At 69.0% G+C, this 26514-nt stretch carries 25 protein-coding genes and 4 pseudogenes; 12 read left to right on the top strand and 17 right to left on the bottom strand.

The window, feature by feature from the left end; genetic code table 11:
• The first annotated feature begins 83 nt into the window (after window positions 1-83).
• Window positions 84-356, top strand: coding sequence for a DUF6412 domain-containing protein (locus tag ACZZ93_RS14955; RefSeq protein WP_053097575.1), 273 nt, complete (start codon window positions 84-86; stop codon window positions 354-356).
• Window positions 357-418: 62 nt separating this feature from the next.
• Window positions 419-1180, top strand: a complete 762-nt coding sequence (locus ACZZ93_RS14950; RefSeq protein WP_053097576.1) for a YidC/Oxa1 family membrane protein insertase — start codon at window positions 419-421, stop codon at window positions 1178-1180.
• Window positions 1181-1192: 12 nt separating this feature from the next.
• Here ACZZ93_RS14950 and ACZZ93_RS14945 read toward each other — a convergent pair whose 3' ends face one another.
• The 3 genes from ACZZ93_RS14945 to ACZZ93_RS14935 all read right to left on the bottom strand — a co-directional run bounded on the left by ACZZ93_RS14945 (window position 1193) and on the right by ACZZ93_RS14935 (window position 3596).
• The gene (locus tag ACZZ93_RS14945; RefSeq protein WP_072591721.1) at window positions 1193-2164 is read right to left on the bottom strand and encodes an EamA family transporter; all 972 of its coding nucleotides are present in this window, start codon (window positions 2162-2164) and stop codon (window positions 1193-1195) included.
• A 44-nt stretch (window positions 2165-2208) separates the two neighbouring features.
• Window positions 2209-3093 (bottom strand): SDR family oxidoreductase, encoded by an 885-nt coding sequence (locus ACZZ93_RS14940; protein ID WP_187250281.1) that lies wholly within the window; start codon window positions 3091-3093, stop codon window positions 2209-2211.
• A 152-nt stretch (window positions 3094-3245) separates the two neighbouring features.
• Window positions 3246-3596, bottom strand: coding sequence for a DUF7882 family protein (locus tag ACZZ93_RS14935; protein ID WP_053097579.1), 351 nt, complete (start codon window positions 3594-3596; stop codon window positions 3246-3248).
• 171 nt (window positions 3597-3767) lie between these two features.
• Here ACZZ93_RS14935 and ACZZ93_RS14930 point away from each other — a divergent pair, with 171 nt between their 5' ends.
• Both ACZZ93_RS14930 and ACZZ93_RS14925 read left to right on the top strand, forming a co-directional pair.
• Window positions 3768-4289, top strand: coding sequence for an FHA domain-containing protein (locus tag ACZZ93_RS14930; protein WP_053097580.1), 522 nt, complete (start codon window positions 3768-3770; stop codon window positions 4287-4289).
• Window positions 4286-4863, top strand: a pseudogene (locus tag ACZZ93_RS14925) (CinA family protein). Before ACZZ93_RS14930 ends, ACZZ93_RS14925 begins: the two are co-directional and overlap by 4 nt.
• A 33-nt stretch (window positions 4864-4896) precedes the next feature.
• Here ACZZ93_RS14925 and ACZZ93_RS14920 read toward each other — a convergent pair.
• The 7 genes and pseudogenes from ACZZ93_RS14920 to ACZZ93_RS14890 all read right to left on the bottom strand — a co-directional run bounded on the left by ACZZ93_RS14920 (window position 4897) and on the right by ACZZ93_RS14890 (window position 11503).
• Window positions 4897-5985, bottom strand: a complete 1089-nt coding sequence (locus ACZZ93_RS14920) for an alcohol dehydrogenase catalytic domain-containing protein (RefSeq protein WP_463511455.1) — start codon at window positions 5983-5985, stop codon at window positions 4897-4899.
• 9 nt (window positions 5986-5994) lie between these two features.
• On the bottom strand, window positions 5995-6726 hold the full coding sequence (locus ACZZ93_RS14915; protein ID WP_463511454.1) for an HAD family hydrolase: 732 nt from the start codon (window positions 6724-6726) through the stop codon (window positions 5995-5997).
• A pseudogene (locus tag ACZZ93_RS14910) lies at window positions 6723-7870 on the bottom strand (TIGR03364 family FAD-dependent oxidoreductase). Before ACZZ93_RS14910 ends, ACZZ93_RS14915 begins: the two are co-directional and overlap by 4 nt.
• The gene (gene phnE, locus ACZZ93_RS14905) at window positions 7867-8769 is read right to left on the bottom strand and encodes a phosphonate ABC transporter, permease protein PhnE (RefSeq protein WP_463511758.1); all 903 of its coding nucleotides are present in this window, start codon (window positions 8767-8769) and stop codon (window positions 7867-7869) included. Before phnE ends, ACZZ93_RS14910 begins: the two are co-directional and overlap by 4 nt.
• Window positions 8770-8855: 86 nt before the next feature.
• Complete coding sequence (locus ACZZ93_RS14900) at window positions 8856-9602, bottom strand: PhnE/PtxC family ABC transporter permease (RefSeq protein ID WP_463511453.1); 747 nt, start codon at window positions 9600-9602, stop codon at window positions 8856-8858.
• A complete protein-coding gene (gene phnC / locus ACZZ93_RS14895; protein ID WP_363521041.1) occupies window positions 9599-10444 on the bottom strand; it encodes a phosphonate ABC transporter ATP-binding protein in 846 nt (281 codons plus the stop codon). The genes ACZZ93_RS14900 and phnC overlap by 4 nt, the downstream gene beginning before the upstream one ends.
• Before the next feature lie 129 nt (window positions 10445-10573).
• A complete protein-coding gene (locus ACZZ93_RS14890) occupies window positions 10574-11503 on the bottom strand; it encodes a phosphate/phosphite/phosphonate ABC transporter substrate-binding protein (RefSeq protein WP_053097587.1) in 930 nt (309 codons plus the stop codon).
• 170 nt (window positions 11504-11673) lie between these two features.
• Here ACZZ93_RS14890 and ACZZ93_RS14885 point away from each other — a divergent pair, with 170 nt between their 5' ends.
• Window positions 11674-12417, top strand: coding sequence for a GntR family transcriptional regulator (locus ACZZ93_RS14885; protein WP_295101454.1), 744 nt, complete (start codon window positions 11674-11676; stop codon window positions 12415-12417).
• 316 nt (window positions 12418-12733) lie between these two features.
• Here the strand turns inward: ACZZ93_RS14885 and ACZZ93_RS14880 are convergent, their stop codons facing one another.
• On the bottom strand, window positions 12734-13876 hold the full coding sequence (locus ACZZ93_RS14880; RefSeq protein ID WP_187250275.1) for a sensor histidine kinase: 1143 nt from the start codon (window positions 13874-13876) through the stop codon (window positions 12734-12736).
• 226 nt (window positions 13877-14102) lie between these two features.
• Here ACZZ93_RS14880 and ACZZ93_RS14875 point away from each other — a divergent pair, with 226 nt between their 5' ends.
• Window positions 14103-14756, top strand: coding sequence for a response regulator (locus tag ACZZ93_RS14875; RefSeq protein WP_222839407.1), 654 nt, complete (start codon window positions 14103-14105; stop codon window positions 14754-14756).
• 230 nt (window positions 14757-14986) lie between these two features.
• Here ACZZ93_RS14875 and ACZZ93_RS14870 read toward each other — a convergent pair whose 3' ends face one another.
• The 3 genes from ACZZ93_RS14870 to ACZZ93_RS14860 form a co-directional block, all read right to left on the bottom strand.
• Window positions 14987-16513: an HNH endonuclease signature motif containing protein gene (locus ACZZ93_RS14870; protein WP_463511452.1), complete on the bottom strand. Its 1527-nt coding sequence runs from the start codon at window positions 16511-16513 to the stop codon at window positions 14987-14989.
• A 280-nt stretch (window positions 16514-16793) separates the two neighbouring features.
• Window positions 16794-17195 (bottom strand): GNAT family N-acetyltransferase, encoded by a 402-nt coding sequence (locus ACZZ93_RS14865; protein WP_463511451.1) that lies wholly within the window; start codon window positions 17193-17195, stop codon window positions 16794-16796.
• Between the two features lie 180 nt (window positions 17196-17375).
• Window positions 17376-18134, bottom strand: a complete 759-nt coding sequence (locus ACZZ93_RS14860; protein ID WP_463511450.1) for an EamA family transporter — start codon at window positions 18132-18134, stop codon at window positions 17376-17378.
• Window positions 18135-18500: 366 nt separating this feature from the next.
• Here ACZZ93_RS14860 and ACZZ93_RS14855 point away from each other — a divergent pair.
• The 3 genes and pseudogenes from ACZZ93_RS14855 to ACZZ93_RS14845 all read left to right on the top strand — a co-directional run bounded on the left by ACZZ93_RS14855 (window position 18501) and on the right by ACZZ93_RS14845 (window position 21824).
• A pseudogene (locus tag ACZZ93_RS14855) lies at window positions 18501-19783 on the top strand (M18 family aminopeptidase).
• Window positions 19784-19830: 47 nt separating this feature from the next.
• Window positions 19831-21276, top strand: a complete 1446-nt coding sequence (locus ACZZ93_RS14850) for a purine-cytosine permease family protein (protein ID WP_463507609.1) — start codon at window positions 19831-19833, stop codon at window positions 21274-21276.
• Complete coding sequence (locus ACZZ93_RS14845) at window positions 21273-21824, top strand: cysteine hydrolase family protein (protein ID WP_320490466.1); 552 nt, start codon at window positions 21273-21275, stop codon at window positions 21822-21824. The genes ACZZ93_RS14850 and ACZZ93_RS14845 overlap by 4 nt, the downstream gene beginning before the upstream one ends.
• Here the strand turns inward: ACZZ93_RS14845 and ACZZ93_RS14840 are convergent.
• Window positions 21821-22531, bottom strand: coding sequence for an MBL fold metallo-hydrolase (locus ACZZ93_RS14840; protein WP_463511449.1), 711 nt, complete (start codon window positions 22529-22531; stop codon window positions 21821-21823). The genes ACZZ93_RS14845 and ACZZ93_RS14840 overlap by 4 nt on opposite strands.
• Window positions 22532-22586: 55 nt before the next feature.
• On the opposite strand from ACZZ93_RS14840, the pseudogene ACZZ93_RS14835 reads away from it, so the two are divergent.
• From ACZZ93_RS14835 to ACZZ93_RS14825, 3 genes and pseudogenes are all read left to right on the top strand, one after another.
• A pseudogene (locus tag ACZZ93_RS14835) lies at window positions 22587-22727 on the top strand (hypothetical protein); the annotation flags it as partial.
• A 173-nt stretch (window positions 22728-22900) separates the two neighbouring features.
• Window positions 22901-23137 carry a TetR-like C-terminal domain-containing protein gene (locus ACZZ93_RS14830; protein ID WP_463511757.1) on the top strand — a complete coding sequence of 79 codons (237 nt, stop codon included), beginning with the start codon at window positions 22901-22903 and terminating at the stop codon, window positions 23135-23137.
• Window positions 23138-23391: 254 nt separating this feature from the next.
• Window positions 23392-24300, top strand: a complete 909-nt coding sequence (locus ACZZ93_RS14825) for an alpha/beta hydrolase (protein WP_463511448.1) — start codon at window positions 23392-23394, stop codon at window positions 24298-24300.
• Window positions 24301-24341: 41 nt separating this feature from the next.
• On the opposite strand, the gene ACZZ93_RS14820 is transcribed toward ACZZ93_RS14825, so the two are convergent.
• Both ACZZ93_RS14820 and ACZZ93_RS14815 read right to left on the bottom strand, forming a co-directional pair.
• Window positions 24342-25715 carry a pyridoxal phosphate-dependent decarboxylase family protein gene (locus ACZZ93_RS14820; RefSeq protein WP_053097599.1) on the bottom strand — a complete coding sequence of 458 codons (1374 nt, stop codon included), beginning with the start codon at window positions 25713-25715 and terminating at the stop codon, window positions 24342-24344.
• A 9-nt stretch (window positions 25716-25724) separates the two neighbouring features.
• Window positions 25725-26432 (bottom strand): TetR/AcrR family transcriptional regulator, encoded by a 708-nt coding sequence (locus tag ACZZ93_RS14815; protein ID WP_463511447.1) that lies wholly within the window; start codon window positions 26430-26432, stop codon window positions 25725-25727.
• Window positions 26433-26514 lie beyond the last annotated feature (82 nt).

The following is a 26514-nucleotide window of genomic DNA, read 5'->3' as shown; positions in this document are numbered from 1 at the left end:
CCCCTGCCCCGAGGCGGGCGCGCGACCGATGCCGCACTCGGATGCCGGTGATAATCTCGGCGTGAGGGATCAGGGAGGCGCGCATGAGCGAATGGTTCGGGCAGATGCTCGGCTTCGTCGCGGCCGCGCTCGGGGTCATCGCGGTGCCGGATGCCGCGGCACTCGGTGTCGCGATCGCGCTGATCGCCCTGACGACCCTCACGATCGCCGTGGCGCTGAGCGTCGCACCGCCCTCTCCACGCAGCGCCCCGCACCCTTTGCGGGCGATCGACGTCTCGACCCTGCTCGCCCAGAGCGATCCTGACGCCGCCGGTCACCCGCGTCCTCGTGCGCCGGGAGTCGCCGTCTCCGCGTAGTCCGTCCTCGTACGGGACTGCGCGGCTTTCGCCGCCCCTTCCCGACACACGAACGGACTTCCATGGACATCTTCGCCTTCCCACCCCTGACCTTCCTGCTCGACGCGGCGTACGGCGCCCTCGCCGGGCTCTCCGCACTGCTCGAACCGCTCGCCGGAGCATCCGCCGCCGCACTCGCCGTGGTGCTCGTCACGCTTCTCGTGCGCGCCCTGCTGATTCCCGTCGGCGTCTCGCAGGCGAAGGCCGAGCAGACCAGAGCGCGCCTGGCTCCTCGGCTGCGAGAATTGCAGCGCCGGCACAAGAAGAATCCCGAGCGCCTGCAGAAGGAGATGCTCGAGCTCTACCGCTCCGAGAACACGTCTCCGTTCGCCGGGATGCTGCCGGTCCTCGCTCAGGCGCCGGTCGTCGGCATCCTGTACACGCTGTTCATCCGCCCCGACATCGCCGGGCACCCGAACGACCTGCTCACGCACGACCTGTTCGGTGCACCGCTGGGCACCAGTCTCGTCTCCGCCGTCTTCGGCGGCACGGCGACGCCGGAGACGCTGTGGGTCTTCGGTGCGCTGATCGCCGTGATGATCGTGGTGGCCGAGATCACACGACGGGTCTTCCGGCCGGCCGTGGTCGACGACGACTCGCCGCTGAACTCGCCGACGATGCTGCGTGTGACCAGCGCTCTGCACTATCTGACGGCCGTCTTCGCGATGTTCGTGCCGCTCGCCGCCGCGCTGTATCTCACCGTGACCGTGGTCTGGACGCTGGTGCAGCGGATGCTGCTGCGGCGCCGCTATCCGCTGCCCGTGCCTGCTGCGGTCAGCGCCTGACGGGTCGGCCGGTCATTCGGGCAGCGGGATCGGCGCGGTGAAGGGACCGGGCTCGTCGTCGCGGCGGGCGCCGTCGGGCGCGGTCCCGACCTCTCGGGCTGCGGCCGCATCGTCTCGACGGCGCTGACGTCGCACGCCGAGCGTCGTGCCGACGCTCGCCGCCACCACCAGGGCGATCGCGAGCATCCGCAGCGGAGTCGCCGACTGCCCGAGGATCAGCCACCCGGCGAGCGTCGCGAATGCGGGCTCGAGGCTCAGGAGCACGCCGAACACGCGTTGCGGCAGGCGACGCAGCGCGGCGAGCTCGAAGCTGTAGGGGATCACCGACGACAGCACGGCGGTGACCGCGGCGAGTAGCAGCAGCTGCATGTCGCCCGCGACGGTGACCGCGGCCGGCACACCGACCGGGATCAGCAGGATCGCGGCCACGACCAGGCCGACCGCGAGTCCGCTGCTGCCGGGGATGATGGCACCCACCCGGGCACTCATCCGGATGTACATGGCCCAGAAGCCGGCGGCGATCAGGATGAAGACGATCCCGAGCGGATCGAGGGGCTCGGCGCCGATCAGTCCGTCGACGCCGAGCAGCACCATCCCGAGCAGCGCGACCCCCACCCAGGCGGCATCGACGAGGCGCCTGGTCAGCACGGCGGCGAGGACGAGCGGCCCGAGGAACTCGATCGCGACGGCCGGACCGAGCGGGATGCGGTCGATCGCGGCATAGAAGAAGCCGTTCATCGCGGCGAGCGAGACCCCGAACAGCACGGCGGCGAGCCACTGCGACTTCGACCACCGGAATGGCCTCGGGCGCACGATGACGACCAGCAGCAGCGCCGCGATCGCCACGCGCAGCGAGGTCACACCCCACGGGCCGAGCACCGGGAAGAGCTGGGCCGCGACCGCGGCCCCGAACGGCAGCGACAGACACGAGCAGACCACGAGCACGACGCCCACGAGCGGACGGGACGGCGTGGACTGCTTCACCCAGCCAGCCTACGGCGCGCGCGGATGCCGGCGAACCGGCCCCGTCAGAGGTGCTTGCCGCCGGTGACCGCGAGCACGGCGCCGGAGGTGTACGACGACTCCGCCGACGCGAGGTACACGTAGGCGCCGGCGAGCTCTGCGGGCTGTCCGGCCCGGCCGAGAGGCGTGTCGGATCCGAAGGTCTTCACCCGTTCGTCCGACCAGCCGGTGGCCGGGATCAGCGGCGTCCAGATGGGGCCGGGAGCGACGGCGTTCACGCGGATGCCGCGCTCTCCCGCCTCCTCGGCGAGCGCCTTGACGAACGCGACCTGCGCCGCCTTGGTCATCGCGTAGTCGATGAGGTTGGGCGACGGCTCGAAGGCCTGCACGGACGACGTGACGATGATGCTGGAGCCGGACTCCAGATGCGGGTACGCGGCCCTGGCCGAGTACAGCAGGCCGAAGAGGTTGGTCTCGAACACGCGGCGGAGGCGGTCGGTCTCGAGATTCTCGAAGCCGTCGATGTCGTGCTGGTACGCGGCGTTCAGCACCAGGATGTCGAGGCCGCCGAAGGCGCTCCGCGTCTCGGTCACCACCTCGGTGGCGAAGGCCTCGTCGCGGACGTCGCCGGCGAGGCTCAGCCCCTGGCGGCCTTCCGCGCGCACGAGGTCGATGGTCTCGTCGGCATCCGCCTGCTCCTCCGGCATGTGCACGATCGCCACGTCGGCTCCCTCGCGGGCGAAGGCGATCGCGACGGCTCGGCCGATTCCGGAATCCCCGCCGGTGATCAGGGCTCGACGCCCCTCAAGACGCCCGTGGCCCACGTACGACTCCTCGCCGTGGTCGGGAGCCGGGCGCATGTCGTCGGTCAGTCCCGGCTGGTTCTGCTGCTGACCGGGGAATTCCTCGTCGCGGTGCTGGCTGCGGGGGTCGGGGGTGCTGTCTGCCATGGTGTCTCCTCTTCCTCGCGACTCGCCATCATCGTGCGTGGCCTGAGTCGGGCGTCCAACGAGACTCGCGGCCCGTCGGCGCCCTCGGGAGGGGTTGACAATCGACACCTCGATCGACGATCGGAGTGCGACAGGTGAATGGCTCGGGCCGCTCAGGCCCCGGGAGCGGCAGGCTCGTCGTCGGCCGGCGCGACGGGGCCGGACGTGTCCTGTGGCTCGGGAACGAGATACAGCCCGCTCGGCGCGTTCGCGGTGAAGGCGAGCGCCTCGATCCAGGCGCGGTTGATCGACGGCTGCCTGCTGCCGAAGTACTTGAAGACGAGCGAGCTGCCCGGCTGCACCCACACCGTCGTGCGGCCGCCGCCGACGCTCGCGTCTTCGCGCCAGCTGAACGGGAACGGCTCGGCGCGTCGCAGCTTGGCGGTCATCACGAGCTGCAGGTGGGTGAGGGCGCGATCCTCGATCTCGGTCTTCACGCTGCCCTCGTAGATGAACTTGCCCATTCGCCCTCTCCTCTGGTGTGCAGGTCTTCGTCATGCAGTTTATGGGACCGCAGGCCCTCGATGCGTCGGCCCGAGCGGGCTGTCCAGACGGGGTCGGAGCGGGCCGAAGTCAACCCCCTGCGTGCGGATCCCTTCGCCGATATCCTGGCAGGAACCGCGAGGAGACCCACCATGAACGCACGACACATCGACGACCGTTCCGATGAGGGCTACACCCCCACGACCACTCACGCCGAGTTCGGCGAGGGCAACCCGCGCCTGCGCGTCACGCGCGACGGCGAGCGCGCCGAGTTCGCCCTCGAGGTCGACGTGGTGCGCATCGGCTCCGCTGCCGACAACGAGCTGCGGCTCGACGGCGCCGACCCCGTGCACGCCACGATCACGCACGACGACCGTGACGAGTACGTCCTCGAACTCCACGGCGAGGGCGAGATGAACAGCAACCCCGACGCCACCGCCACCCACCCCGGCGATCGCACCCAGACGCTGCGCACCGGCGCACGCTTCACCGTCGGCGAGTGGGAGCTGGTCTACGCACGCGACGAGTTCGCCGACCACGGGCGCCCGTACGGCGGACGCCTCGGCGGCGAGTACTCCGACCAGCCGCTGCAGCCCCCGCGGCCCGACTACTCCGACGAGGCGACCATCGAGTCCGACGCCCCGACGCACGCGGACTCCGCCGAAGAGAAGTGACAGCAGAGCAGTCACCGCTGGACCGCGTCAGCGAGGTCGCCGCTGAGCGCGGACTGCGCATCTGCGTGGTGGAATCCCTGACCTCGGGACGTCTGGCGAGCACGATCGGCGCGGGGGCCGACGCCGGTTCGTGGTTCGCCGGCGGCATCGTGGCCTACCTCACCGATGTGAAGGAGAGCCTGCTCGGACTCACGCCGGGAACGGATCCCTGTTCCCCCGAGTGCGCCGAGCATCTCGCCGCGAGCGCACTGCGGCTGTTCGACGCCGACGTCTGCATCTCGACCACGGGGTCGGCGGGCCCGATCCTGAAGGCGGGCACGAGCCCGGCACCGTCTATGTCGGATGGGCCACGGGCGACGGGGTCGGCCACCGCAGGCTGGCACTCAGCGGCGATCCGCAGGAAGTCCTCGACGAGACGGTCGACACGGCCATGCGACTGCTCGCGTTCCATGCCGAGGGTATCCGCCCTGCGGGGCCGCGGCGCTCGGGACCGGAGTCTTCGGCATCCGCGGCTGCCGAAGACGACGCCGTAGACGACGCCGAGGGAGATGGCGCGGCAGAGCCCACGGCCTGAGCCCTGGCTCTCCTGCGCTCGACCCGTCTCCCGTCAGCGTCCGGGTACGACGCCGATGCGCAACGGCGCGCCGAGTGCGGATGCCGCGGTGATGGCCTCGTCGAGGTCGGCGAGCTGCCGCACTTCGCCGACCGCGTCCACGAACGGGTAGGCGCGTCCTCGTCCTGCGAGGAATGCGACAGCCTCGGCGAGCTCCGATCCCGTGTAGTTGTGCACGCCGGTGACGGTCACCAGCCGGCGAACGATGCTCTCGGCGTCGAGGGGCACCGGCTCGGCAGGGAAGACGCTCCCGACCAGCACGACCGTGCCCCCGGTGGCGACGCCGGCGAGCGCCTCGGCCACGGCATGCCCCGAGGCCTCGATCACCACGTCCGGGTCACGATCGATCGGACCGGCGCCGAAGCGTGCGGCCAGAGCCAGCCGTTCGGGTGCGGGGTCGAGCACCTCGACCGTCGCGCCGTGCTCCACCGCGATCGCCGCGGCCGAGAGCCCGACGAGTCCGGCTCCGTGGACGCGGACGGTCGCGCCGTCGAGGTCGTGATCGCGCGCGGCCCGGGCTACGGCGGCCCAGGCGGTCGCGGTCGCGCACGATGCCGGAGCGAGCACCGCGGCCGGCAGGGACTCGGGCACCCGCACGATCGCGGTGCCCGCCCGCACCTGGACGTGCGAGCCGAACGCGCCGGTGAGGTCGCCGTGCACGCCGATGCGGTCATGACCGTACTTGCCGAGCGTGCGGCACTTCTGGGGCACACCCTGGGCGCACCTGTCGCAGGTGCCGCACGAGATCGTGACCGACCAGACGATCCGATCCCCGATGCGCACGGGGACGCCGTCGACCGTCGAGGCCCCGCCGTCGCCCAGGGCGATCACGCGTCCGACGCTCTCGTGTCCGAGCACCAGCGGCACCGGGGCGGACCGACGTCCGTGCACGGTGTGGACGTCGGACCCGCAGATCGTCGACATCTCGACGGCGACGAGCACGTCGTGCTCACCGAGCGCGACACCGGGAACGGCGATCATCTCGTGCGGGTGGCCCTCACCGATCCACACCATCGCTGTGGCCGCGGGCCGCAGGGCCACGTCGCGACGGTGGCCGGGAGGACGGATCAGCAGAGTTCCCATGTCAGGGCCTCAGACCGTGGGCACGAGAGGGAGCAGCCCGCGCTCGGTGAGCGTGCCGCGAAGATGCGTCACGTCCTCGAGCACGACGTCGGCACCGGCGAGCTCGAGCGCGCGTGCGTCGTGGGCGCCCGTCAGGACGCCGGCGACGAGACCGGCGCCTGCGCGGCGGCCCGACTCGACGTCGCTGATCGTGTCTCCGGCGACAGCGACAGCGGCGACCGACGAGGTCTGTGTGCGGATCAGCGCCGTGAGCACGAGATCGGGTGCCGGACGCCCGCGCCCGGCGTCGACCGGCGAGAGGGCGAGGTCGATGAGCCCGCGCCAGCCCAGACCGTCGATCAGCGCATCGCGGGTGACCGGCGCGAATCCGGTCGTGAGCACGACCCTCAGACCGGCGTCCTTCAGCCCCTGGATCGCATCGGCCGCCCCGGGGATCTCGGTGACCCCCTGCTCGGCCACGATCTCGGCGTAGGCGCCTTCGAATGCGGCCGTCGCGCGCTCGGCGGCGGCACGGTCTCCTCCCGCGAGGTGCGTGAAGACCTCGATCTTGGACTGCCCCATGGTGGCGCGCACGTGCGCGAGCGCGTCGTCCCACGGCATCCGATCGGCGACGCCGGTGCGTTCGGCGGCGCGCTGGAACGCCGTCTCGACGACCCCGTCGTCGAGCACGGTCGTGCCGGCCATGTCGAGCACGATGAGTTCGAACGCCGGTGCCGGAGCTGCGTCGAGCTGAGTGGTCATGGGGTTCCTTCCATTGCAGGTGTCCACCCGAAGGTGGCGGTGAGATTCTCTTCGGCGAGCCCCAGACCCGTGGTCATTCCGATGCCGGTGGTCGCGGCGAGCACCAGCACCCCCTCGTCGACTGTGTCGATGAGGAAGTCCTTCGACGCCTTCGCATACACGCCCTGCCAGCGCTCCAGCACCCGTGGGGCCGGCATCTCGAACAGCGCCTCCGCCTCGGCGAGGAACGCCGTGAACGCGGCCTCGGGTTGGAACGGCTCCGGCGCTGTCGATGTGGCGTGCGAGTCGCCGATGATGAGCGTGCCGTCCGGCAGCTGCGTGTACATCTGATTGAGATCGAGCGCGGCGAGGTCCGGACGCTCCGAATGCAGGCGATCGCGGAGCGCGGCGGTGGCGGCACCGTCGGCGAAGCGTCCGTAGCGGACGAGCGACCACCCGGTCAGCAGCGGGGCGGAGAGCGGATGCCCGAGACTCACCGCTGCACGCATCATGTCGAGAGCGCACCGGACGACGCCTGACCGTTCCGCCACCTCCGGCAGCAGCTGGTCGATGTCGTGATTCGCCGCGACGACGACCGCGCCCGTGGTGATCGCGCCTCTCGTCGTCTCGACGCGGCGTCCGGCGACGGAGGTCGCCGCCGTGCGGAAGCGGAAGTCGACGCCCAGTCCTGCGAGGTGCCGCACGATCGCCGCGGCGGCGGTGCGCGGATCGGTCTGCAGGTCGGTCTCGATGTGCGCTCCACCGAGGAGTCCCCGGCGACGGAGCGGGGCGAGGCGCAGCAGCTCATCCGCATCGAGCATCCGGATGCCGCCATCGGCCGCCGCCTGCTCGAGCACGGCGATCTCGTCGGCGTGGCGGGCGGCGACCAGTGTCCCCGACTCGCGGATCCAGAACCCTGCATCCTGAGCGAGGCGCAGCCACAGGTCTCTGGACAGGTCCGCGTAGCGCCGGGCCTCCCCGTCTGCGCGCCGATGCAGAGGTGGCCGAAGTTGCGGATCGTCGCGCCGACGGGAGCATCCGCTCTGTCGACGACGATGACGCTCAGACCCCGCCGCACCGCCGCGTAGGCGGCGCCGAGGCCGATGATCCCCGAGCCGACGACCACGAGGTCGGCGGAGTCGGTCGAGCCGGTGCGGCCGCTCATCGGAACACCTTGCGCATCCACATCGCGAGCCCTTCGACGACGAGCACGGTGACGAGGATCATCAGCACGATCGCCGTCACGGTCTCATAGCGCGAACCCTGGCTGGCGTTGAGCAGGTAGTACCCGACACCGCCTCCGCCGACGATGCCGAGGATGGTCGCGGCGCGGATGTTCGTGTCGAGCATGTAGAAGCTGTGCCCGATGAGCGCCTGCATGCCCTGCGGCACGGTCGCCGAGGCGTAGGTCTGCAGCCGGGTGGCGCCGACCGCCCGCAGGGCCCGTTCGGGCCCACGGTCGACCTCCTCGAGGGAATCGGCGATCAGCTTGCCGAGCAGACCGATGCCGCCGATGGCCAGCGCGATGACTCCCGCCTGAGCGCCGAGGCCGGTGATGACGACGAGCACGATCGCGAGGATCAGCTCGGGAATGCCGCGGATGCCGACGAGCAGGAAGCGCGCGATGCCCCGCGCTCCCGCTCCGGGTGCGACGTTGCTCGCGGCGAGGGAGCCGAGGATCAGCGACGGCAGCAGCGTGAGCACCGTCGCCGCGAGTGCGATCGCGACCGTGTCTCGCATGGCCGCGATCATCGCCGACGCCTCATAGCTGCCGAATGACGGCGGCCAGAACTTCGCTGCGACCTCGGGGAGCTTGGCCCAGAAGGTGAAGAAGTCCATCCAGTTGATCTGGCTGACGACGACGCTGCCGATGACGACGAGCACCGCCGTCACGATGCCGGTCGTGTTGCGCACCCGCTCCGCGGTCCACGGTCGACGCACGGCGGTCTGCGGGCTGGCCGCCCACTCCGGGCGCTCCGTCGTCGCCGCGCCCGTCGCCCCGCGCAGTCGCGGGTGGATGATGCGGTCGATCCACGACCGCGTCTGCCGCTGCTGGCCGAGCATTGCCCCGCGCACCAGGCTCGACACGATCTCCATCACGACGCACAGGACGAAGATGACCAGGGCGATGCCGAGGCCCTTGCCGTAGTTCAGCGACTTGAAGGCGTAGGACATCTCGAGTCCGAGGCCGGCCACGCCCACGTAGCCGAGCACGACGCTGCCGCGCAGGTTGATGTCGTTGCGGTGCAGCACCGTCGCGACCCAGCTCGGCAGCACCTGGGGAAGGATTCCTGAGGCGAACTCCTGCATCTTCGATCCCCCGCGGCGCGGATCGCGAGCCGGGGGCCCTCGTCGATCTGCTCGATCGCGTCGGCGAACATCTTCGAGATCATCCCGATCGAATGGATGCCGATGGCGAGGATGCCGGGCAGGGTGCCGAGCGAGAACATGAGAACGAACGCCATCGCGAGCACGACATCCGGCAGCGCTCGGGTGAGCACTCCCACGAACCGCGCGGCGGCACGCCATCCGTTGCCGGGGGTCGTGTTCGAGGCTGCGAGGTAGGCGATCGGCACCGACAGGGCGGCGGCGAGCAACGTGCCGACGAGCACGAGCCCGACGGTGAGGGCGATCAGCCAGGCGAGGTCGGCCGGTTCAGGGAACGAGAGGCCGCCGACTCGGGCCATGAAGTTCTCGGCGTTGCCCCAGCTCTGCACCATCGCCGGGATCGAGATGCCGACCTCGTCGACGGCGAGGATGCCGAGCACCAGGAGCGCCAGCAGCGTCAACCCGGCGGCGATGCGCTCGGCGGAGATCGGGCGGCGAGGGGTTCGATCGGCGACACTCGTGCGTGCGGGAGTCGCGTGCGCCCGAGGCGGGTCCGAGAGGACGGTCATGAGGCCCGCGCCTTGTCGAGCTGGGCGACGTCGACCGTGATCTCGGTGAGTTCGTCCTGCACGGCGCGGATCTCTGCGGTGGTCGTGGCGACTCGGCCGTAGATCTCCATGACCTCGGCCTTGGTCAGGTCGCCGGTCGGGGTGTCGAGCACGATCTCGCCGTGGCGCAGCCCCACGATGCGGTCGGCCCACGAGATCGCGAGGTCGACCTGGTGCAGGCTGCAGACCACCGTGAGCCCCTCGTCGGCGGCGATCTCACGGATCAGCGCCATCACCTGGTCGCTGGACTCCGGGTCGAGGGATGCGACGGGCTCGTCGGCGAGCAGGATGTCGGGCTTCTGCATCAGGGCGCGGGCGATCGCCACGCGCTGCTGCTGGCCGCCGGAGAGGGTGTCGCTGCGCTGATAGGCCCGGTCGAGCAGCCCGACGCGATCGAGGTGCTCGAGGGCGCGCAGCTTCGCCGCCTTCGAGTAGCCCCAGAGGCCGAGCCGCGGGCCGCGGACCTCCGACAGAGATCCGGTGAGCACGTTCTCGAGCACCGTCAGCGAGGGCACGAGCTCGAACTGCTGGAAGATGAATCCCACCCGGCTGCGGAGGGCGCGCAGCGCCTTGCCCTTGAGCGTCGGGACCTTCGCGCCGAGCACCTCGATCTCACCCGAGGTCGGCACCTCGAGACCGTCGAGGTGGCGCAGCAGCGTCGACTTGCCCGAGCCGGAGAGCCCGAGCAGCACGACGATCTCGCCGCGTGAGACCTGCAGCGATGCGTTCTTCAGCGCGGTGGTCGAGCCGAAGGTCTTCGTCACACCGTCCAGGCGGATGAGGGCATCGGATGCCGTGTTCATGTCAGTTCTCCAGGGTCGTGGCGTCGAGCGTGATTCTTGCGGGTGAGCGCCCCGCGCTCCGCTGCCCCGGGGTGGGAGCACACTGCGGAACGGGGGCGCTCGGCTGACGCTGCGGTCAGCGATCGGGCGTCAGCCCTGGCACTGCTCCGCTTCGGTCTCCTTGCAGATGTCGCGGATCAGGTCGTAGTACGCGTCGTCGACGGGCTTGGTGGCGTAGAACACGCTGCGGAACGCATCAGTGTCCGCGCCCTCGATGCCGGCGGCGATGATGTCGTCGATCGTGATCTCGGAGAGTCCGTCGATGAGCTCCTGCGCGACGTCGTCCGGCAGAGTCGACGAGTAGACGAGCGGCGCTCCGGGGACCATGGTCTCGTCGATGACCTTGACGGCATCCGACTTCTCGACCTCGGAGTCCTCGGCGAATCCGACCTCGCACTCGACGCCTTCGCCGACCTTCTGCACGCTCACGTCATGCTTGCCCGCGAAGACGGGCGTGATGTCAGTCTTGGGGTCGATGCCCGCCTCGAGCAGGTTGTAGGAGGGGAAGAGGTATCCCGACGTCGACGAGGGATCGACGAAGCAGACCTTCTTGCCGGCGAAGTCCTCGATGCTCGAGATGTCGCTGTCGGCAGGCACGATGGCCTGGGAGTAGTACCCGGGCTCCTGGCCCTCCTCGGTCACGATCGAGGAGATCGGGGTGAGCTTCGCGCCGTTGTTCGTGGCGGTGACGTAGGTGAAACCGGAGAACGAGGCGACGTCGACCTTGCCGGCGACGGCGGCCTCGATGAGCGCCGCGTAGTCGGTGGACTCGTGGTACTCCACCGTCTTGCCGGTGATCTCGGCGATGTAGTCCATGAGCGGCTGGTAGTTCGTCTCGGTGTCGACCGAGTCGGGCACGACGCCGAAGACGAGCGTGTTCTCGTCGACGGCGAATCCACCGGCGGCCGATGATGCGTCGGCACCGGACGCGCCGGTGGCCTCTGCGGAGCCGGAGCAGGCGGCGAGGCCGAGCGCGAGGATCGCGGCGCCGGCGAGTACGGGGAGAGCGCGGAGCTTCATGAGGACCTTTCAGAGTGGGAGGGGTGATCCACGAGCCACTCTGACAGGACAACAGCCAAGATATGTACCTAACTTGGAAGAGTTCAAGGTCCGTTCACCCGGTCTTTCCTCGGATGAACGTCGAGCGAACGCGCAACCCTTCCACCTCGATAGCGAAGTAGTATGCCTATGTGGCCGAAGCTGTATACACCCAGATCGCAGACGACCTCCGCGCGCAGATCGCGGCGGGCACGCTCCGCCCCGGCGACGACGTGCCGACCGAGGCGGAGCTCGCCGACCGGTGGCGCACCTCGCGGGGTCCGATCAGGAACGCTCTCGCCGCCCTGCGCGGAGAGGGCCTGATCGAGACGGGGCGCGGACGCCCCGCGCGGGTCGTGTCGCGCAAGGCCAGCCAGGCGGTCGATGTGTCGGTGCCGTTCACTCGCTGGGCCCGCGATCTCGGGGTGACTCCGGGCGCACAGACGCAGGAGTTGAGCCTTCGCAGGGCCGGTGACCGCGCAGAACTGCTCGGAGTGTCGCCCGACGACACGATCGTCAGCGTCGTGCGACTGCGCCTGCTCGACGGCCGGCCGACGATGCTCGAGCGGCTCTTCTACACCGAGGCAGTAGGACGACGACTGCTCGACGTCGACACGGACGAGATCTCGATCACGGAGTACCTCGGGTCGGTGGGACACCCGATCGTCGGGCTCGAGCACCAGATCGACGCCGTCGCCGCCGACGAGCAGGATGCCGCCCTGCTGCGCGTGCCGCAGGGAACGCCGATCCTTCGACTCAGCCGCATCTCCCGTGATGCGGGCGGGCGCATCTTCGAGGCATCCGAAGATCGCTACCTCAGCGAGGTGGTGCGGTTCACGGTCGCGGCGTCGGGGATCTCGACGGACGGGCACTACATGCGTGCGGTGGGCGGCTGACAGCCGGCCAGTCGATCGGCATCGATTCCTCGAGGTGACTCGTCGGAAGAAGCCGATCGCGAGCGCGATGGGGATCAGATTCCAAAGACCGCGCTCGCGATCACAGCGCTGGGGATGCGCTATTTCTGGGGTATACCCAATGTAAGCGCCCGGCTACACCATGGAACACGGTCTATAGTCGAGATCTACCCTGGACTTTCGTCTAGGTTTCACGTTGAAAACCCCGGAATTCCGCGGATCCGGCTCCCAGCGTACCGGAATGCCGGTACGCAATCCCCTGCCATTTTCAAGCCGGGATGCTGGGATGCCGGAGGCGTCAGACGATCGGCAGCAGCGCCGAGACGACCCAGCGGCCGTCGACTTCGCCGGCGCTGAATTCGCCGCTGGCACCGAGAACCCGTTCGGCCATGCGGCCGATGCCCGTGCGGCTCGAGGAGAGCTCGCGACGCGGCGTGATGGAGAGCGGACTGCTCACCGCCATCTTCGCGGCGTCGTCGTCGATGTCGAATCGGATCTCGACTTCGCCCGCGCCGGCGTACTTGAGGACGTTGGTGGCGGACTCTCGCATGATGCGCGCGAGGATGATCTCGGCGGCCCGCGGGACGCGCTCATCGGAAGGGTCGCCGATGACGGCCACGGCATGGCCGGCGGCTTCGAACTCCTGCGCGGCCTCCTCGACGGAGGCCACCAGATCACCGGAGGGCATTCCCTCGGAGCGGGGTCCGTCGTCTGCGAGGTCGATCACGAAGCGGAGGTCGGTCATCGCCTTGCGTGCGGCGATGCGAATCGCCTCCTGCGAATCTCTGCTCGTGCGATCGTCGTCGAGCATCTGCACGTGCAGCGCCACCACGGTGAGGTGGTGCGCGATGCTGTCGTGCAGCTCGCCGGCGATCCAGCGCCGCTCAGCGAGTACTGCCTGGCGTTCCTGCTCGGCCTTCTCGGCCAGTTGCATCTCGAGCGTCCGCCCTCGAGCGAATGCCAGGCGAAGCGCATAGCCGACAGCTCCGGACACTGCGGCGCCGACCAGGAAGATGCCGATGTTGAACGCATCCGTCGAATCGCCCATGGCGACCAACGCGGATGCGACGAGGAAGACTCCGACATAGGACAGGACCAGTGAGGTCCACCCCAGGCGCACGATCAAGCCGGCCGCGAAAGCGGCGACGGTCAGCACCTGGGCTTCGATGCCGGGGATGAAGGATAGGGCGAACACGACGCCGAGGGCGTATGTCGCGATGAGTGGCGACCAGAGGAAGAGGCCGAGGACTGCAGTGGATGCGATCCCGATTGCCGCTGTCAGAGGTTCCAGCCCCGGAGGGAGGAACAGTCCGACGATGTCGAAGATGACGATGGTCCCGACGACCGCCAAAACGGCGATGCGTTCTATCGTGCTGAGCTTCTCGCCCCTGCCGAGTCGGGTGACGTCAGAGCGGTCACCCGTCGAAAGACTTGAAGCCATACTTCAGTATCTCCTTTTCGCCATATATATTAGCGGTAGAAGCCGAAGAAGTGACCAACCTGGTTCCAGAAAGACATATACGTTCACCTCCTTTATTGCACTTTTGACTAGCGATGTACTCATCTTCTCGGTGATCTGCGAGCGGCACATCTGTCTCACGGCTACACCTCGATAGCCAAAGGTCTAATACCTCGCGCCGCAGGTAGACCCCGGTTAGGCTTCCTCCATGTCCCAAATCCGCGTCGTGATCGTCGATGACGATCCCCTGGTGCGCTCAGCGCTCTCTCACTTCGTCTCCCGCGACCCGGAGATCACGGTGATCGCCGAGGCGGAGTCCGGGCTCGAGGGCATCGAGGTCGTGGAACGCGAGCGTCCCGACGTGGTGATGATGGACGTGCAGATGCCGGAGATGAACGGCATCGAGGCGACGGCGGTGATCAGCGAACGCTGGCCTGAGATCAAGATCCTCGCGGTCACCACGCTGGACGGCAGCGACACCGTGCTTCCGATGCTCAGCGCAGGTGCGTCGGGCTATCTGCTGAAGGACTCGAGCGCGGCGAGCATTCTCGAAGGTGTGCGAGAGGTGTACAGCGGAGCGAGCTCGCTGTCGCCGCGGATCGCGTCGCTGCTGATCAAGCACGTGCGGGATACGGAGCCCGTCGGCGGCGACGACACCCTGGAGGCGCTCACGGATCGCGAGCAGGAGGTGCTGCAGCGACTCGCGCAGGGGATGTCCAACGCCGAGATCGCGCGCACACTGATCGTGTCGGAGGGAACCGTGAAGGCCCACCTCGGCCGCATCATGTCGAAGTGGCACGTGCGCGATCGCGTGCAGATCCTCGTCACGGCAGCGCACGCCGGGCTGGTCGACTTCCGCTGAGGCGGGACCGCTGACCGGCGAGACCGCTGACCGGCGAGACCGCTGACCGGCGAGATCGCTGACCAGCGGGATCATTGGAGTGAGACTGTTGAGGCGCGTCCATTGAGCCGGGCACGGCGAGACGGGCCCGTTGAGCCGGGCACTGTGAGTCCGGCCCGCTGGGGCTGGCTCGCTGAGTCTGGCCGGCTGTTCGGGATCAGCAGCACTTGCCGTGAGGATGCCGCCGCGTATCACCCGGTTCGAACGAGGCACCTTCGGTCACGGTCCGCGGGGAGGCTGTGTTGTGGGGTGCGCCAGCGTTGGTCGGGGTCCCACCAGTTCGGTCCACGGACTTCGGGGAGCCCGTTGTTCATACGGATCTCCCACTGCGAGGTGCCCAGGGATCGGTGGTGCCACCAGCACAGCGGCACACCGTTGTCGGTATGGGTCGGCCCACCGCGGGCGTGTTCGGTGACGTGATGGATCTCGCACCAGGATGCGGGCACGTGACACCCGGGGATGAGGCATTCCTTGTCGCGGACGATGATCGCCCGGCGTTGATGCACGGTGAACACGCGGTCGGTGGTGCTGATCCCGATGATGCGCCCCTCGTCCAGGAGCACCCGCTGGATCGCCCCCGCACATGCGGTCTGCGCCGCGACGGACACAGGCACATGCGCACCGGATCCAGGGATCGTCGCCCACCCGCCGTTGCCCGCACCACCACCCGCGCCGGCGATGCCCGCACCGAACGCAGAACCTTCCGCATGGTGGGCGAGGTCTGTCGCGTCGACGGTGACGACGAGCACCGGGGAGGCACCACCGAGCGTGGGCATGTCCTTGTGACGGGCGGCTATCGCGAGAGCGGCGGCGAGAGCATCGTGGCGTTTCTGCGACGCGGTGCGATCATCGAGCACGCTGCGCTCATCCATATTGAACGGATCAACACCCGGGTCAACACCGGTGTCTGTGTCTGTGTCTGTGTCTGTGTCTGCGTGACCGGTGTCACCGCTGGGGGTGAAGAACACTCCCGGCATGGGCGGGCCGTCACCCTTCGGGTTCAGCATCGCGTCCAGGATCAGCTGCAACTGGGCCGCGGCATCCGGAGTCAGATACCCCCGGATCGCATGCATCCCGTCCGTGAGACGACCGATCGTGATCCCGCGCTTGCGCCGCGCGTCCTCATCCTTCGGCTCCTCCCCGTCCGCGTCGAACATCGAGGCGAGATCCTCCGCAAGAGCTTTCAGATCCTGCACCGTCGGCGCCGGACCAGAATCCGCGCCCCCGCTGATCCCGTGCCCGCGGGCGCACCCCGCCAACGCCACATCCGCCGCCAACCGCTGATCCACGCTCAACCGGTCCCACACCCGCTCGATCGGGCCCGTCGCCGCCAGAAACCCCGTGACACCCACCACACCATCCAACAAGGCCACGCGCATCTCCGACCACCGCGCCGGCATCCGCTCCCCCGCCAGACTCACCGGCCGGCGCACCAGATCGACGACCCTGTCGACCCGGGACGCACCCCGCACATCCACGCCGACCATCCGCTGCACCAGCTCGTTCACCCCGCGACACCCTGCCGCATGCGGAAACCCCGCAGGATCCCCGGTCGCCACGGTCTCCACGATCACCGCCTCGGCCCGCCGGAACACGGCCCCCGCCGCCTGCAGCACCGCGACACGCTCCGCATCGCTCAACCCCGCCAGCGCGTCATCACACAGCACCGCATCAAGGTCAGCGACGACCCGACCCAGACGCTCCACGATGCTGTTCATACCCTCGAGTCAACACGGGGCCGCCGACATTCGACCCTCGAAACCAGTCCGATTTATCCCAGATCACAGCACGTATTCCAATCTCCCGGAATGCCGCACAACGCAGGCACAAGAGGAGCGGAGAGACCAGTCAACGAGGGCAGAAGAGACAAGAGGAACGAGGAACGGGGAACGAGGAACGAGGAACGAGGAACGAGGAACGAGGAACGAGGAACGAGGAACAAGGACCCAGACACGAGGAACGAGACCCCAGACCGAGCACCCGTCACGAAGCACCCGATCAGCGCCGGAGCGGCTCGGCCTTCATGAAGACGTCGACCGCGTCTTCGCTCTCGAGCTCGAAGCCGTGCCTCTCGTACAGCCGTCGCGCCGGACTGCCCTGCAGCACATTGAGGCGGAACGGCCGGTCATCGCCCGCATGATGCGTCTCCAAGGCGTCCGCCAGCACCGCGGAGCCGAGGCCGCGGCCCTGCTGAGCGGGATCGAGGTAGAAGTGCTCGATCCACACCGCGTCGCTCTCGGGCCTCACCGCGATGAGCCCCACGTCCTGCCCGGCAACCACGATCACTCGCGTGTTCTGCGGGACGAACCCATCGAGGAACCGCTGCCGCACACGCACCGGGTCGAAGCGTCCGAGACGCTCCAGATCGGCGCGCATGACGATCGCTCGCAGCTCCGACATCCAGTGCGCATCCGACCGACTGCTCTCTCGAAGACTCCACCCGGCGCACACAGCATCCATACAATCACGCAGGCCACGCACCCGGAGAGACCACGACCCCGACCACGACCACGACCACGACCACGACCACGACCACGACCACAGAACCACGACCACAGCCCCACCGCTGCAGACCCACCGCTACAGCGCGAGCAGCACGATCCCGCCGGCGACGACCGCGGACGCGGCGAGACGCCATCCGGGCCTGCTCTCCTTCAGGGCGAAGACACCGAACAGGCTGACCAGCACAACGCTGACCTCGCGCAGCGGCGCGACCAGTGCGACCGGAGCGATCTGGATGGCCGTGAGCACCAGGATGTACGAGAGCGGCGACAGGATGCTGAACGCCACGATGCGCTTCCACTGCGTGCGGCCGAGCGCGCGAACGGCCGCCCATCGGCCTCGGACGCCGAGCGAGTAGAACGGGATCTCGAGCAGCATCGTCCCCACCATGAAGGCGACGGGCGAGAGGTTCCACGTGCGCACGGCGGTGGCGTCCCAGATCGTGTAGACCGCGATCGCGACGCCGGTGAGCAGACCGAACACGAGCCCGGGATCCAGGCGACGCGACCGGTCGGCGCGTCCTCGGTCGACGAGACCGATCGCGACGACTCCGAGGATGATCGCCGCGACGCCGGCGAGCGCGAGGGCCGATGGACGCTCCCCGAGCACCAGCACGGCGACGATCACAGAGAGGAACGGCCCGGTGCCCCGAGCCGTCGCGTAGACGGTCGAGAGGTTGCCTTCGCGATATCCGCGTTGCAGCACCGCCATGTAGGCGACGTGCAGCACACCGGAGACTCCGACGCCGAGCAGGAACGCCAGCACGTCATCGGTGCCGAGCCCGCCGGTGAACGGCACGACCCCGATCCAGACGGCGGTTCCTCCGACGGCCCCCACCAGAGGAACGGCGTCCCTGCGCGGCTCACGCCGTGGGCGATGATGTTCCAGGCGGCGTGCGTGACGGCTGCGGCGAGGACGAGAGCGAAGGCGAGAGCGGACATCAGAGACCCTTCCGTTCTTCGCGGGCGCGACGAACAGGGTCCTCCGGGCTTTTGTCCTGTCAGATGACGGCGCTCCTGCGGAGGAGCACCGTGGCGCCGCTCGGACCAGACGGGACGAACCCCGGAACCCTAGGCGCTATCGAGATCGACCGTACCGGCCGATGGTGACGAGAAGGTGAACGACCGCCATCCGACCGTCGCGGAGATCGCGCATCGAGTCGCCGATTACGATCGAAGGACCGCCCCTGCAGGAAGGTCGCTCATGCCCGTCACCCCGGACGCTCTCTCCCACGCCGAGGATCTCGCCGACTTCGTCGCCGCCTCGCCCTCGAGCTATCACGCCGCCGCCGAGGTGGCCAGGCGCCTCGAGGAGGCCGGTTTCACGCGGCTCGAAGAGGATCAGGCCTGGGATGTCGCCCCCGGCGGACGCTATGTCGTCGTGCGAGACGGTGCCGCGATCGCGTGGACGGTTCCGGGGGACGCCACCGCGACCACGCCCGCTCACATCCTGGGTGCTCACACCGACTCCCCCGGCTTCAAGCTCAAGCCGCAGCCGACGACCGGTTCGAGGGCTGGCTGCAGGCGGCCGTCGAGGTGTACGGCGGTCCGCTGCTGAGCTCGTGGCTCGACCGCGAGCTGCGTCTCGCCGGACGGCTGGCCCTCGCCGACGGACGCGTGGTGCTCGCCGACACGGGAGCGCTGCTGCGGCTTCCCCAGCTCGCGATCCACCTCGACCGCGAGGCGAACACGGGCCTCGCGCTCGACAAGCAGTTCCAGACGCAGCCGGTCTGGGGCCTCGGCGACCCGACCCAGGAGGACATCCTGGCCGAGCTCGCCGGTTCGGCCGGCGTCTCGGCATCCGACATCCGCGGTTACGACGTCGTGATCGCCGACACAGCGCGCGGCGCGATCTTCGGCAAGGACCGCGCGTTCTTCGCGTCCGGCCGACTCGACGACCTCGCCTCGGTGCACGCCGGCGTCGTCGCGCTCGAGAAGATCGATACGGCAGTCAGCGGACCGATCGCGATCCTCGCGGCGTTCGACCATGAAGAACTGGGCTCCAACTCCCGCTCCGGCGCGGGCGGCCCCCTGCTCGAAGACATCCTCGGCCGCGTCTACGACGCGCTCGGCGCCGACGCCTCCGAGCGTCGACGCGCGTTCTCCGCGTCGTGGTGCCTGTCGAGCGACGTGGGCCACTCGGTGCACCCGAACTACGTGCACAAGCACGACCCCGTCGTGCAGCCGGTGCTCGGCTCGGGACCGATCCTCAAGCTCAACGCCAACCAGCGCTACGCGACGGATGCCGTCGGCTCCGCCGCCTGGCGCGGCTGGTGCGAGACCGCCGACGTGGTCACGCAGGAGTTCGTGTCGAACAACAACGTGCCGTGCGGCTCGACGATCGGCCCGATCACGGCCACGCGTCTCGGCATCCGCACGGTCGACGTCGGCATCCCGATCCTGTCGATGCACTCGGCGCGCGAGCTCGCCGGCGTCTCGGACCTGCACGACCTCACCCGCGTCGCCGGAGCTTTCTTCGCCGGCTGAGCCCTGCCGACGCCCTCGCGGGCCCTGCGCAGTGCCAGGATGATGGCATGACGGACATCAAGCCTGCTCTCATCGAGCGCGCGGGCATCGAGATCATCCCCGAATCCGAGCGCACCGCGAAGCCGAGCGACCTCTTCTGGCCGTGGTTCGCGGCGAACGTCTCGGTGTTCGGCATGTCGTACGGCTCGTTCGTGCTGGGCTTCGGCATCTCGTTCTGGCAGGCGACCCTCGTGTCGATCATCGGCATCGTCGTGTCGTTCCTGCTGTGCGGACTGATCGCGATCGCCGGCAAGCGCGGTTCGGCGCCCACCATGGTGCTGTCCCGTGCGGCGTTCGGCGTGCAGGGGCAGAAGGTTCCGGGCATCGTCTCGTGGCTGACGTCGATCGGCTGGGAGACGTTCCTCGCGATCATGGCCGTGCTCGCCACGGCCACCGTCATCACGCAGCTCGGCGGTGACGGCGACAGCATCGCGCTGAAGATCACCGCCACAGTGATCGTCGCCGCGCTCATCGTCGCGGCATCCGTGCTCGGCTATCACACGATCATGAAGCTGCAGTCGGTGCTCACCTGGGTCACCGGCATCGTGACGGTGCTCTACATCGTCCTCGCCGCTCCGAGCATCGACATGGCGGCCGTCCTCGCGCGTCCGGACGGCGGGATCGGACAGGTCACCGGCGCACTCGTCATGGTCATGACCGGCTTCGGCCTCGGCTGGATCAACATCGCCGCCGACTGGTCGCGATACCAGAAGCGCACGGCATCCGACGGAGCGATCGTCCTGTGGAACACGATCGGCGGCTCGGTGGCTCCCGTGATCCTCGTCATCGTCGGTCTGCTGCTCGCCGGATCCGACGACGAGCTCAGCGCGGCGATCGCCGCCGACCCGATCGGCGCGCTCGCGACGATCCTGCCCATCTGGGTGCTCGTTCCGTTCCTGCTCACCGCCGTGCTGGCGCTCGTCTCCGGCGCGGTGCTGGGCATCTACTCCTCGGGCCTCACGCTGCTGAGCCTCGGCATCCGCATCCCCCGCCCGTCGGCGGCGGCGATCGACGGCGTGATCCTCACGATCGGCACGATCTACGTGGTGTTCTTCGCGACCGACTTCCTCGGTCCGTTCCAGAGCTTCCTCATCACGCTGGGCGTGCCGCTGGCGTCATGGGCCGGCATCCTTATCGCCGACATCCTGCGCCGCAAGAAGGACTACGACGACGAGGCGCTCTTCGACAGCCGCGGCCGCTACGGCGCGTGGGACTGGATCTCGATCGGCACCATGGTGATCGCGAGCGTGATCGGCTGGGGCTTCGTGCTCAACGGATTCGCGGATGCGGCGCCGTGGAACAACTGGCAGGGCTACCTGCTCGGCCTCGTCGGGGGTGTCGACGGCGACTGGGCCTATGCCAACCTCGGCGTCTTCTTCGCCCTCGTCCTGTCGTTCGTCGTGACCTGGTTCGCCCGGGCCGGAAAGATCCGCGCGCAGGAGGCCTCGGCGTGAGCGACGGTCCCTGGCTGATCGTGATCGACCCTCAGCAGATCTTCGCGTCGCCCGGATCTGCGTGGGGATCGCCGTTCTTCGCCGACACGATGCCGCGCATCCGCGAGCTGGCCACGGCCTTCGGCGACCGCGTGATCGTGACGCGCTGGATGCCGACGGCAGACCGCTCGACCTCGTGGGGCGCCTACTTCGCCGCGTGGCCGTTCGCCGACCAGCCGCCGACGGATCCACTGTTCGACCTCGTCCCCGACGCGGCCGGGCTGTCGCCGCATCCGACTCTCGACCTGCCGACCTTCGGCAAGTGGGGCGCAGAGATCGAGGCGGTCGTCGGCCGAGGGGCGCACGTCGTGCTGGCGGGTGTCGCGACCGACTGCTGCGTCATCTCGACCGCACTGGCCGCAGCGGATGCCGGAGCGCACGTCACCGTGGTCGGCGATGCCTGCGCGGGATCGACGGCGGAGAATCATGCGGCCGCGATGCAGGTGATGGGTCTCTACCCGCCGCAGATCACGATCAGCGACACCGCCTCCGTGTTGTCGGGGCTCTAGCTCCCCGCGCGCACCGCGGCCGCGATGTCGGCGGGCGACCCCCGCCACGGAGTTCCGTGCCCGGGCAGCACCCATGATGCCGACACGGTAGCCAGCCTGTCGAGAGACGCGATGGCCTCGGTCGGCTCATCCGTGAATGGCGCGGGCTGAGGACCGACCTGCCCCGTCAGCACATGGCGCGTGGTGAGGGCGTCGCCGACGAACACCGCGTCCGCTGCGGGAATGTGCACCGCGATGCTGCCCGGCGAGTGTCCCGGCATCCCGATGATGACCGGAGATCCCGGCAGGTCGAGCACCTCGCCGTCGGCGACCGTCATGACGTCGGTGACATGGCGCGTGCGCAGCCCGTTCTTGCGCACGCCATAGGCGAGAAAGCCGAGCAGTGGACCGACGCGAGCGGGTCCCATCGGGGTCTTCGGCTTCTCACCCGTGCGCACGCGGTGCGCGTCGGCGCTGTGGATGAAGATCGGCACGTCTGCTTCGCTGCGCAGCCGCTCGGCGAACCCGATGTGGTCGCTGTCGCCGTGGGTCAGGACGAGGCCCCTGATGTCGGAGAGCGGGCGCCCCAGTTCTGCGAGGGTGCGCTGCAGATCGTTCCAGTGGCCGGGCAGCCCGGCGTCGACGAGCGTGATCCCCTCGGGCAGATCGATGAGGTATGACGCGACGATGTCGTTGCCGAGTCGATGCAGGTGCGGTGCGAGCTTCATGGCCGTTCCCTTCGCGGTGGCTTATGATGGCTAGACTACGTAGCTATCATAGCTAATGTCAATAGCCATGAAGGAGACCCGGATGCCGACCCCCGAACGAACCTCGCTGGCGGCCATCATCGACGCCGGTCGCGACATCCTCGAATCCGCCGGACCCGCGGGACTCACCATGCAGGCGGTCGCCGAGCGAGTGGGCGTCCGCGCACCTTCCCTCTACAAGCGAATCCGCGATCGTGACGCTCTGCTCTCCGCAGTGGCGGAGGCCTCGGCCGACGCGCTGACGGTCAGGCTCGACGCCGCAGGCGACGAGCTCCCCTCCTCGCCTCCGCCTACCGCACCTTCGCGCACGAACGCCCGCACGCGTTCCGCCTGCTGTTCACCGCCTCCGCGCCCGAAGACGCCCTGCACCGGACGTCTGTTCCGGTGCTGCGCTCATGCGCCGCTCTCGTCGGGCCGGATCGGGCGCTCGATGCGGCCCGGCTCTTCACCTCCTGGGCGACCGGGTTCCTGCAGATGGAACTCGCCGGAGCCTTCCGTCTGGGCGGCGACGTCGACGAGGCGTTCGACTACGCGGTGGAGCGCATACTCGCGGGACTGACCGCCTGAGAGGTCGGAGCACCCCGCTCGGTGGCCTGCCGATCTCACCGCTCGTCGAGCGGCTGCGCCGAAGAGCAACCGGAATACTGCCAAGATGATGCGCGGAGAGGGGTTTCCATGACCGCGAGCGCGCACGACGACGGATCCGTCCACCCGACGAAGGGTCGTCGCCCCTGGCATCGCACGAAGGTGGCCGCCGGAATCGTGCTGATCGTCGTCGCCGTGGTGGCGATCATCGGCGCGCTCACCCCTGGCCGTCCGCGATGGTCATCCGCGCGGTGTTCACCCAGGGCGGCGACGAGACTGCCGCCGAGATGGACAAGCACGTGCCCGACACCGAACTCACCGAGAAGCTCGATCTCGCGTATGCGGACGGAGGCGCCGACACCACGATGGACGTCTTCACACCGGCATCCGCCACGGGCCCGCTTCCGACCGTCGTCTGGATTCACGGCGGCGCCTGGATCTCGGGATCGAAGGAGAACGTCGACCCGTACATGCGGATCCTCGCTGCGGAGGGCTACACGACCATCGCCGTGAACTACACGATCGGACCCGAAGGGGTGTATCCGCTCGCCGTGCACCAGCTCAACGACGCGCTCGCCTACATCGACGCGCACGCCGACGAGCTGGGCGTCGACCCGACCCGGATCGTGCTCGCGGGCGACTCCGCCGGAGGTCAGCTGGCCAGTCAGATGGCGACGCTCATCACGAGCCCCGACTACGCCGAGATCATGGACGTCACCCCGGCGCTCGAGGCCGAGCAGGTGGTGGCGACCGTGCTGAACTGCGGCGTCTACGACCTGGCCGCACTCGCGACGCTCGACGGCATCGCCGGTTGGGGGCTGAAGACCTCGATGTGGGCGTACTCAGGCACCAAGACCTGGGCCGAGGACTCGACCGGTGCCACGATGTCGACGATCGACTGGGTCACCGAGGACTTCCCGACGACCTACATCTCGGGCGGCAACGGCGACGGTCTCACCTGGCTGCAGTCGATCCCCATGGCCCAGCGGCTCGACGCGCTCGGCGTCGACGTGACGACCCTCTTCTGGCCTGCGCCGCACGAGCCGCAGTTGCCCCACGAATACCAGTTCCATCTCGACATGCCGGATGCGCAGACGGCCCTGCAGAAGACCATCGACTTCCTGGACGCGCACACCACCCGCTGACGGGGCGGGGTCGGCGTGGGCCGTCTTTCGTGTCCCGCTGCCTACTTCATCGTGTCGAGGATGCCGACGAGGTCGTCGAACGTGGTGAGCGGATTGAGGATCGCGAAGCGGGTGTTCGGTCGGCCCCCGTGCGAGCTCGGCACGACGAACGCACGCTGCGAGTCGAGGAGCTCGTCGGACCACCGGTCGTAGTCGCCGCGTTCCCAGCCCTCGCGTTCGAAGACGACGACCGACAGCTGGGGGTCGCGCACGAGACGGAGCTCGGGCCGCGCGGCGATCTCGGCGGCGATCCGCTGCGTCAGAGCGAGCGTCGCGCTCACGGCCTCGCGATACGCCGTCACCCCGTACGTCGCGAGCGAGAACCAGAGCGGCAACCCCCGGGGGCGCCGGGTGAGCTGGATCGAGTAGTCCGACGGGCTGAAGTCGCCCGCGTCGGTGAGCGTGTCGAGGTATTCGGCGTGCTGGGTGTGCGCGCGACGACCCGCATCGGGGTCGCGGTAGATCAGCGCGCAGCAGTCGAAGGGCGCGAACAGCCACTTGTGCGGATCGACGATCACCGAGTCGGCTCGCTCCACCCCGGCGAAGACACCCCGAGCCTCGGGGGCCAGCATGGCGGTCAGCCCGTACGCGCCGTCGATGTGCAGCCAGAAGTCGAACTCGTCCTTCAGCGCGGCGATGCCGGCGATGTCGTCGACGATGCCGAAGTTGGTCGAGCCGCCGGTGGCGACCACCGCGCAGATCTCGTCGCCGTGCTCGGCGAGTGCGTCGCGCACCGCGTCCGCCCTCAGCACGCCGTCGTCTCCGGCCGGCACGAGCAGCACGTCGGCGTCCATGACCTTCGCCGCCGACTTGTTCGAGGAGTGCGCCTCGACGCTGCACACGATCTTCCAGCGACGAGGCAGCTCCTTGCCCGCGTCGAGCAGCTTCGCCTTCGCCGCCTCGCGCGCCGCGACGAGTGCCGACAGGTTGCCGATCGTGCCACCCTGCACGAACACCCCGCCCGCGGTGTCGGGAAGGCCGAACTCGGAGGCGAGGAACGACAGCACCTCGTTCTCGGCGTGCACGGCTCCTGCGCCCTCGAGCCAGCTGCCGCCATAGAGGCCGGATGCCGAGACCACGAGGTCGAACGCGATCGACGCGATGGTCGGCGCCGTTGGGATGAACGACAGATACGCCGGGTGGCTCGTCGTCAGGCAGGCGGGAGCGAGGATGTGCTCGAACACGCTGAGCGCCCGCTGCGATCCGAGACCCGCATCGGTGATCGTCGTGCCGACCAGACGGTCGAGCTCGGCGGGCGACTGGGGCTTGTCGAGCGGCACATCGGCCGCGAGCATCCGCCGGCGCGAGTAGTCGAGCACTGCATCGACGATCGCCGTCGATTCGGCCGAGGCCGCGTGCATGCGTTCTGCTCCCATGAGCTGTCCTTACCTGAGGGTTTCTGCGGGCTGTGCGGGCTGTGCTGCCCGTCGTGCTGCGCCGGGCTCGAGATCGTCCGACACCGGAGCGGAGGGTTCCGGAACGTCCGTCACGGGGACGTCGAGCACGGCGGAGAGGGTGCGGCGAGCGAGTGCCGCCCGATCGCGGGGCGCCCAGTGCACGAGCGAGTGGGCGCTCATCCCGTCGACCATGGCGAGCAGCATCCACGCCGACGAATCGGGATCGACCCGCACTGCCGGATCTTCGGCGATCGCCCGGGCGATGAGGTCTTCGAGGGCGCTGTGCCAGAGGTCCATCTCGGTGCGCACCCGGGTGCCGAGCGCCTCGTTGCGGGCTCCGAGCGCCCACGACTGCACCCACACCATCGCCACGTCGTCGCGCGAGTCGTCGAGCAGCGTCTCGATGAGACGCAGCAGATTCGTGCGCAGGTCGACAGTCGGGTCGTAGGAGGAGATGACCTCTTCGCGCTCGGCCGCGACGATCGTCGTGAATACCTCGGCGACGAACGACTCCATCACGGGCCGGTAGTGGGCGACGAGAGCGGGTGTGACGCCGACCCGCGCAGCGACGGCTCGCACGGTGAGGGCCTCGAGGCCGCTCTCCGAGGCGAGCGATACGGCGCCGTCGAGGATCGAGCGTTCGCGCTCCTCCGGCGGCAGCCTGCGCGGTGCGGCGGGTCTTGACGTGGTCTTCATCACGGGTTACCGTATCACTCGTTGATCGCGTGTTCAATAGCGACGGCGACTCTCGTTGCCGAGGTCGTGATCAGCAGCGAGG

Source organism: Microbacterium sp. AC026 (genome assembly GCF_979258475.1).
The sequence above is the reverse complement of the archived record's forward strand: the minus strand, read 5'-3'. Positions and strand labels throughout refer to the sequence as shown.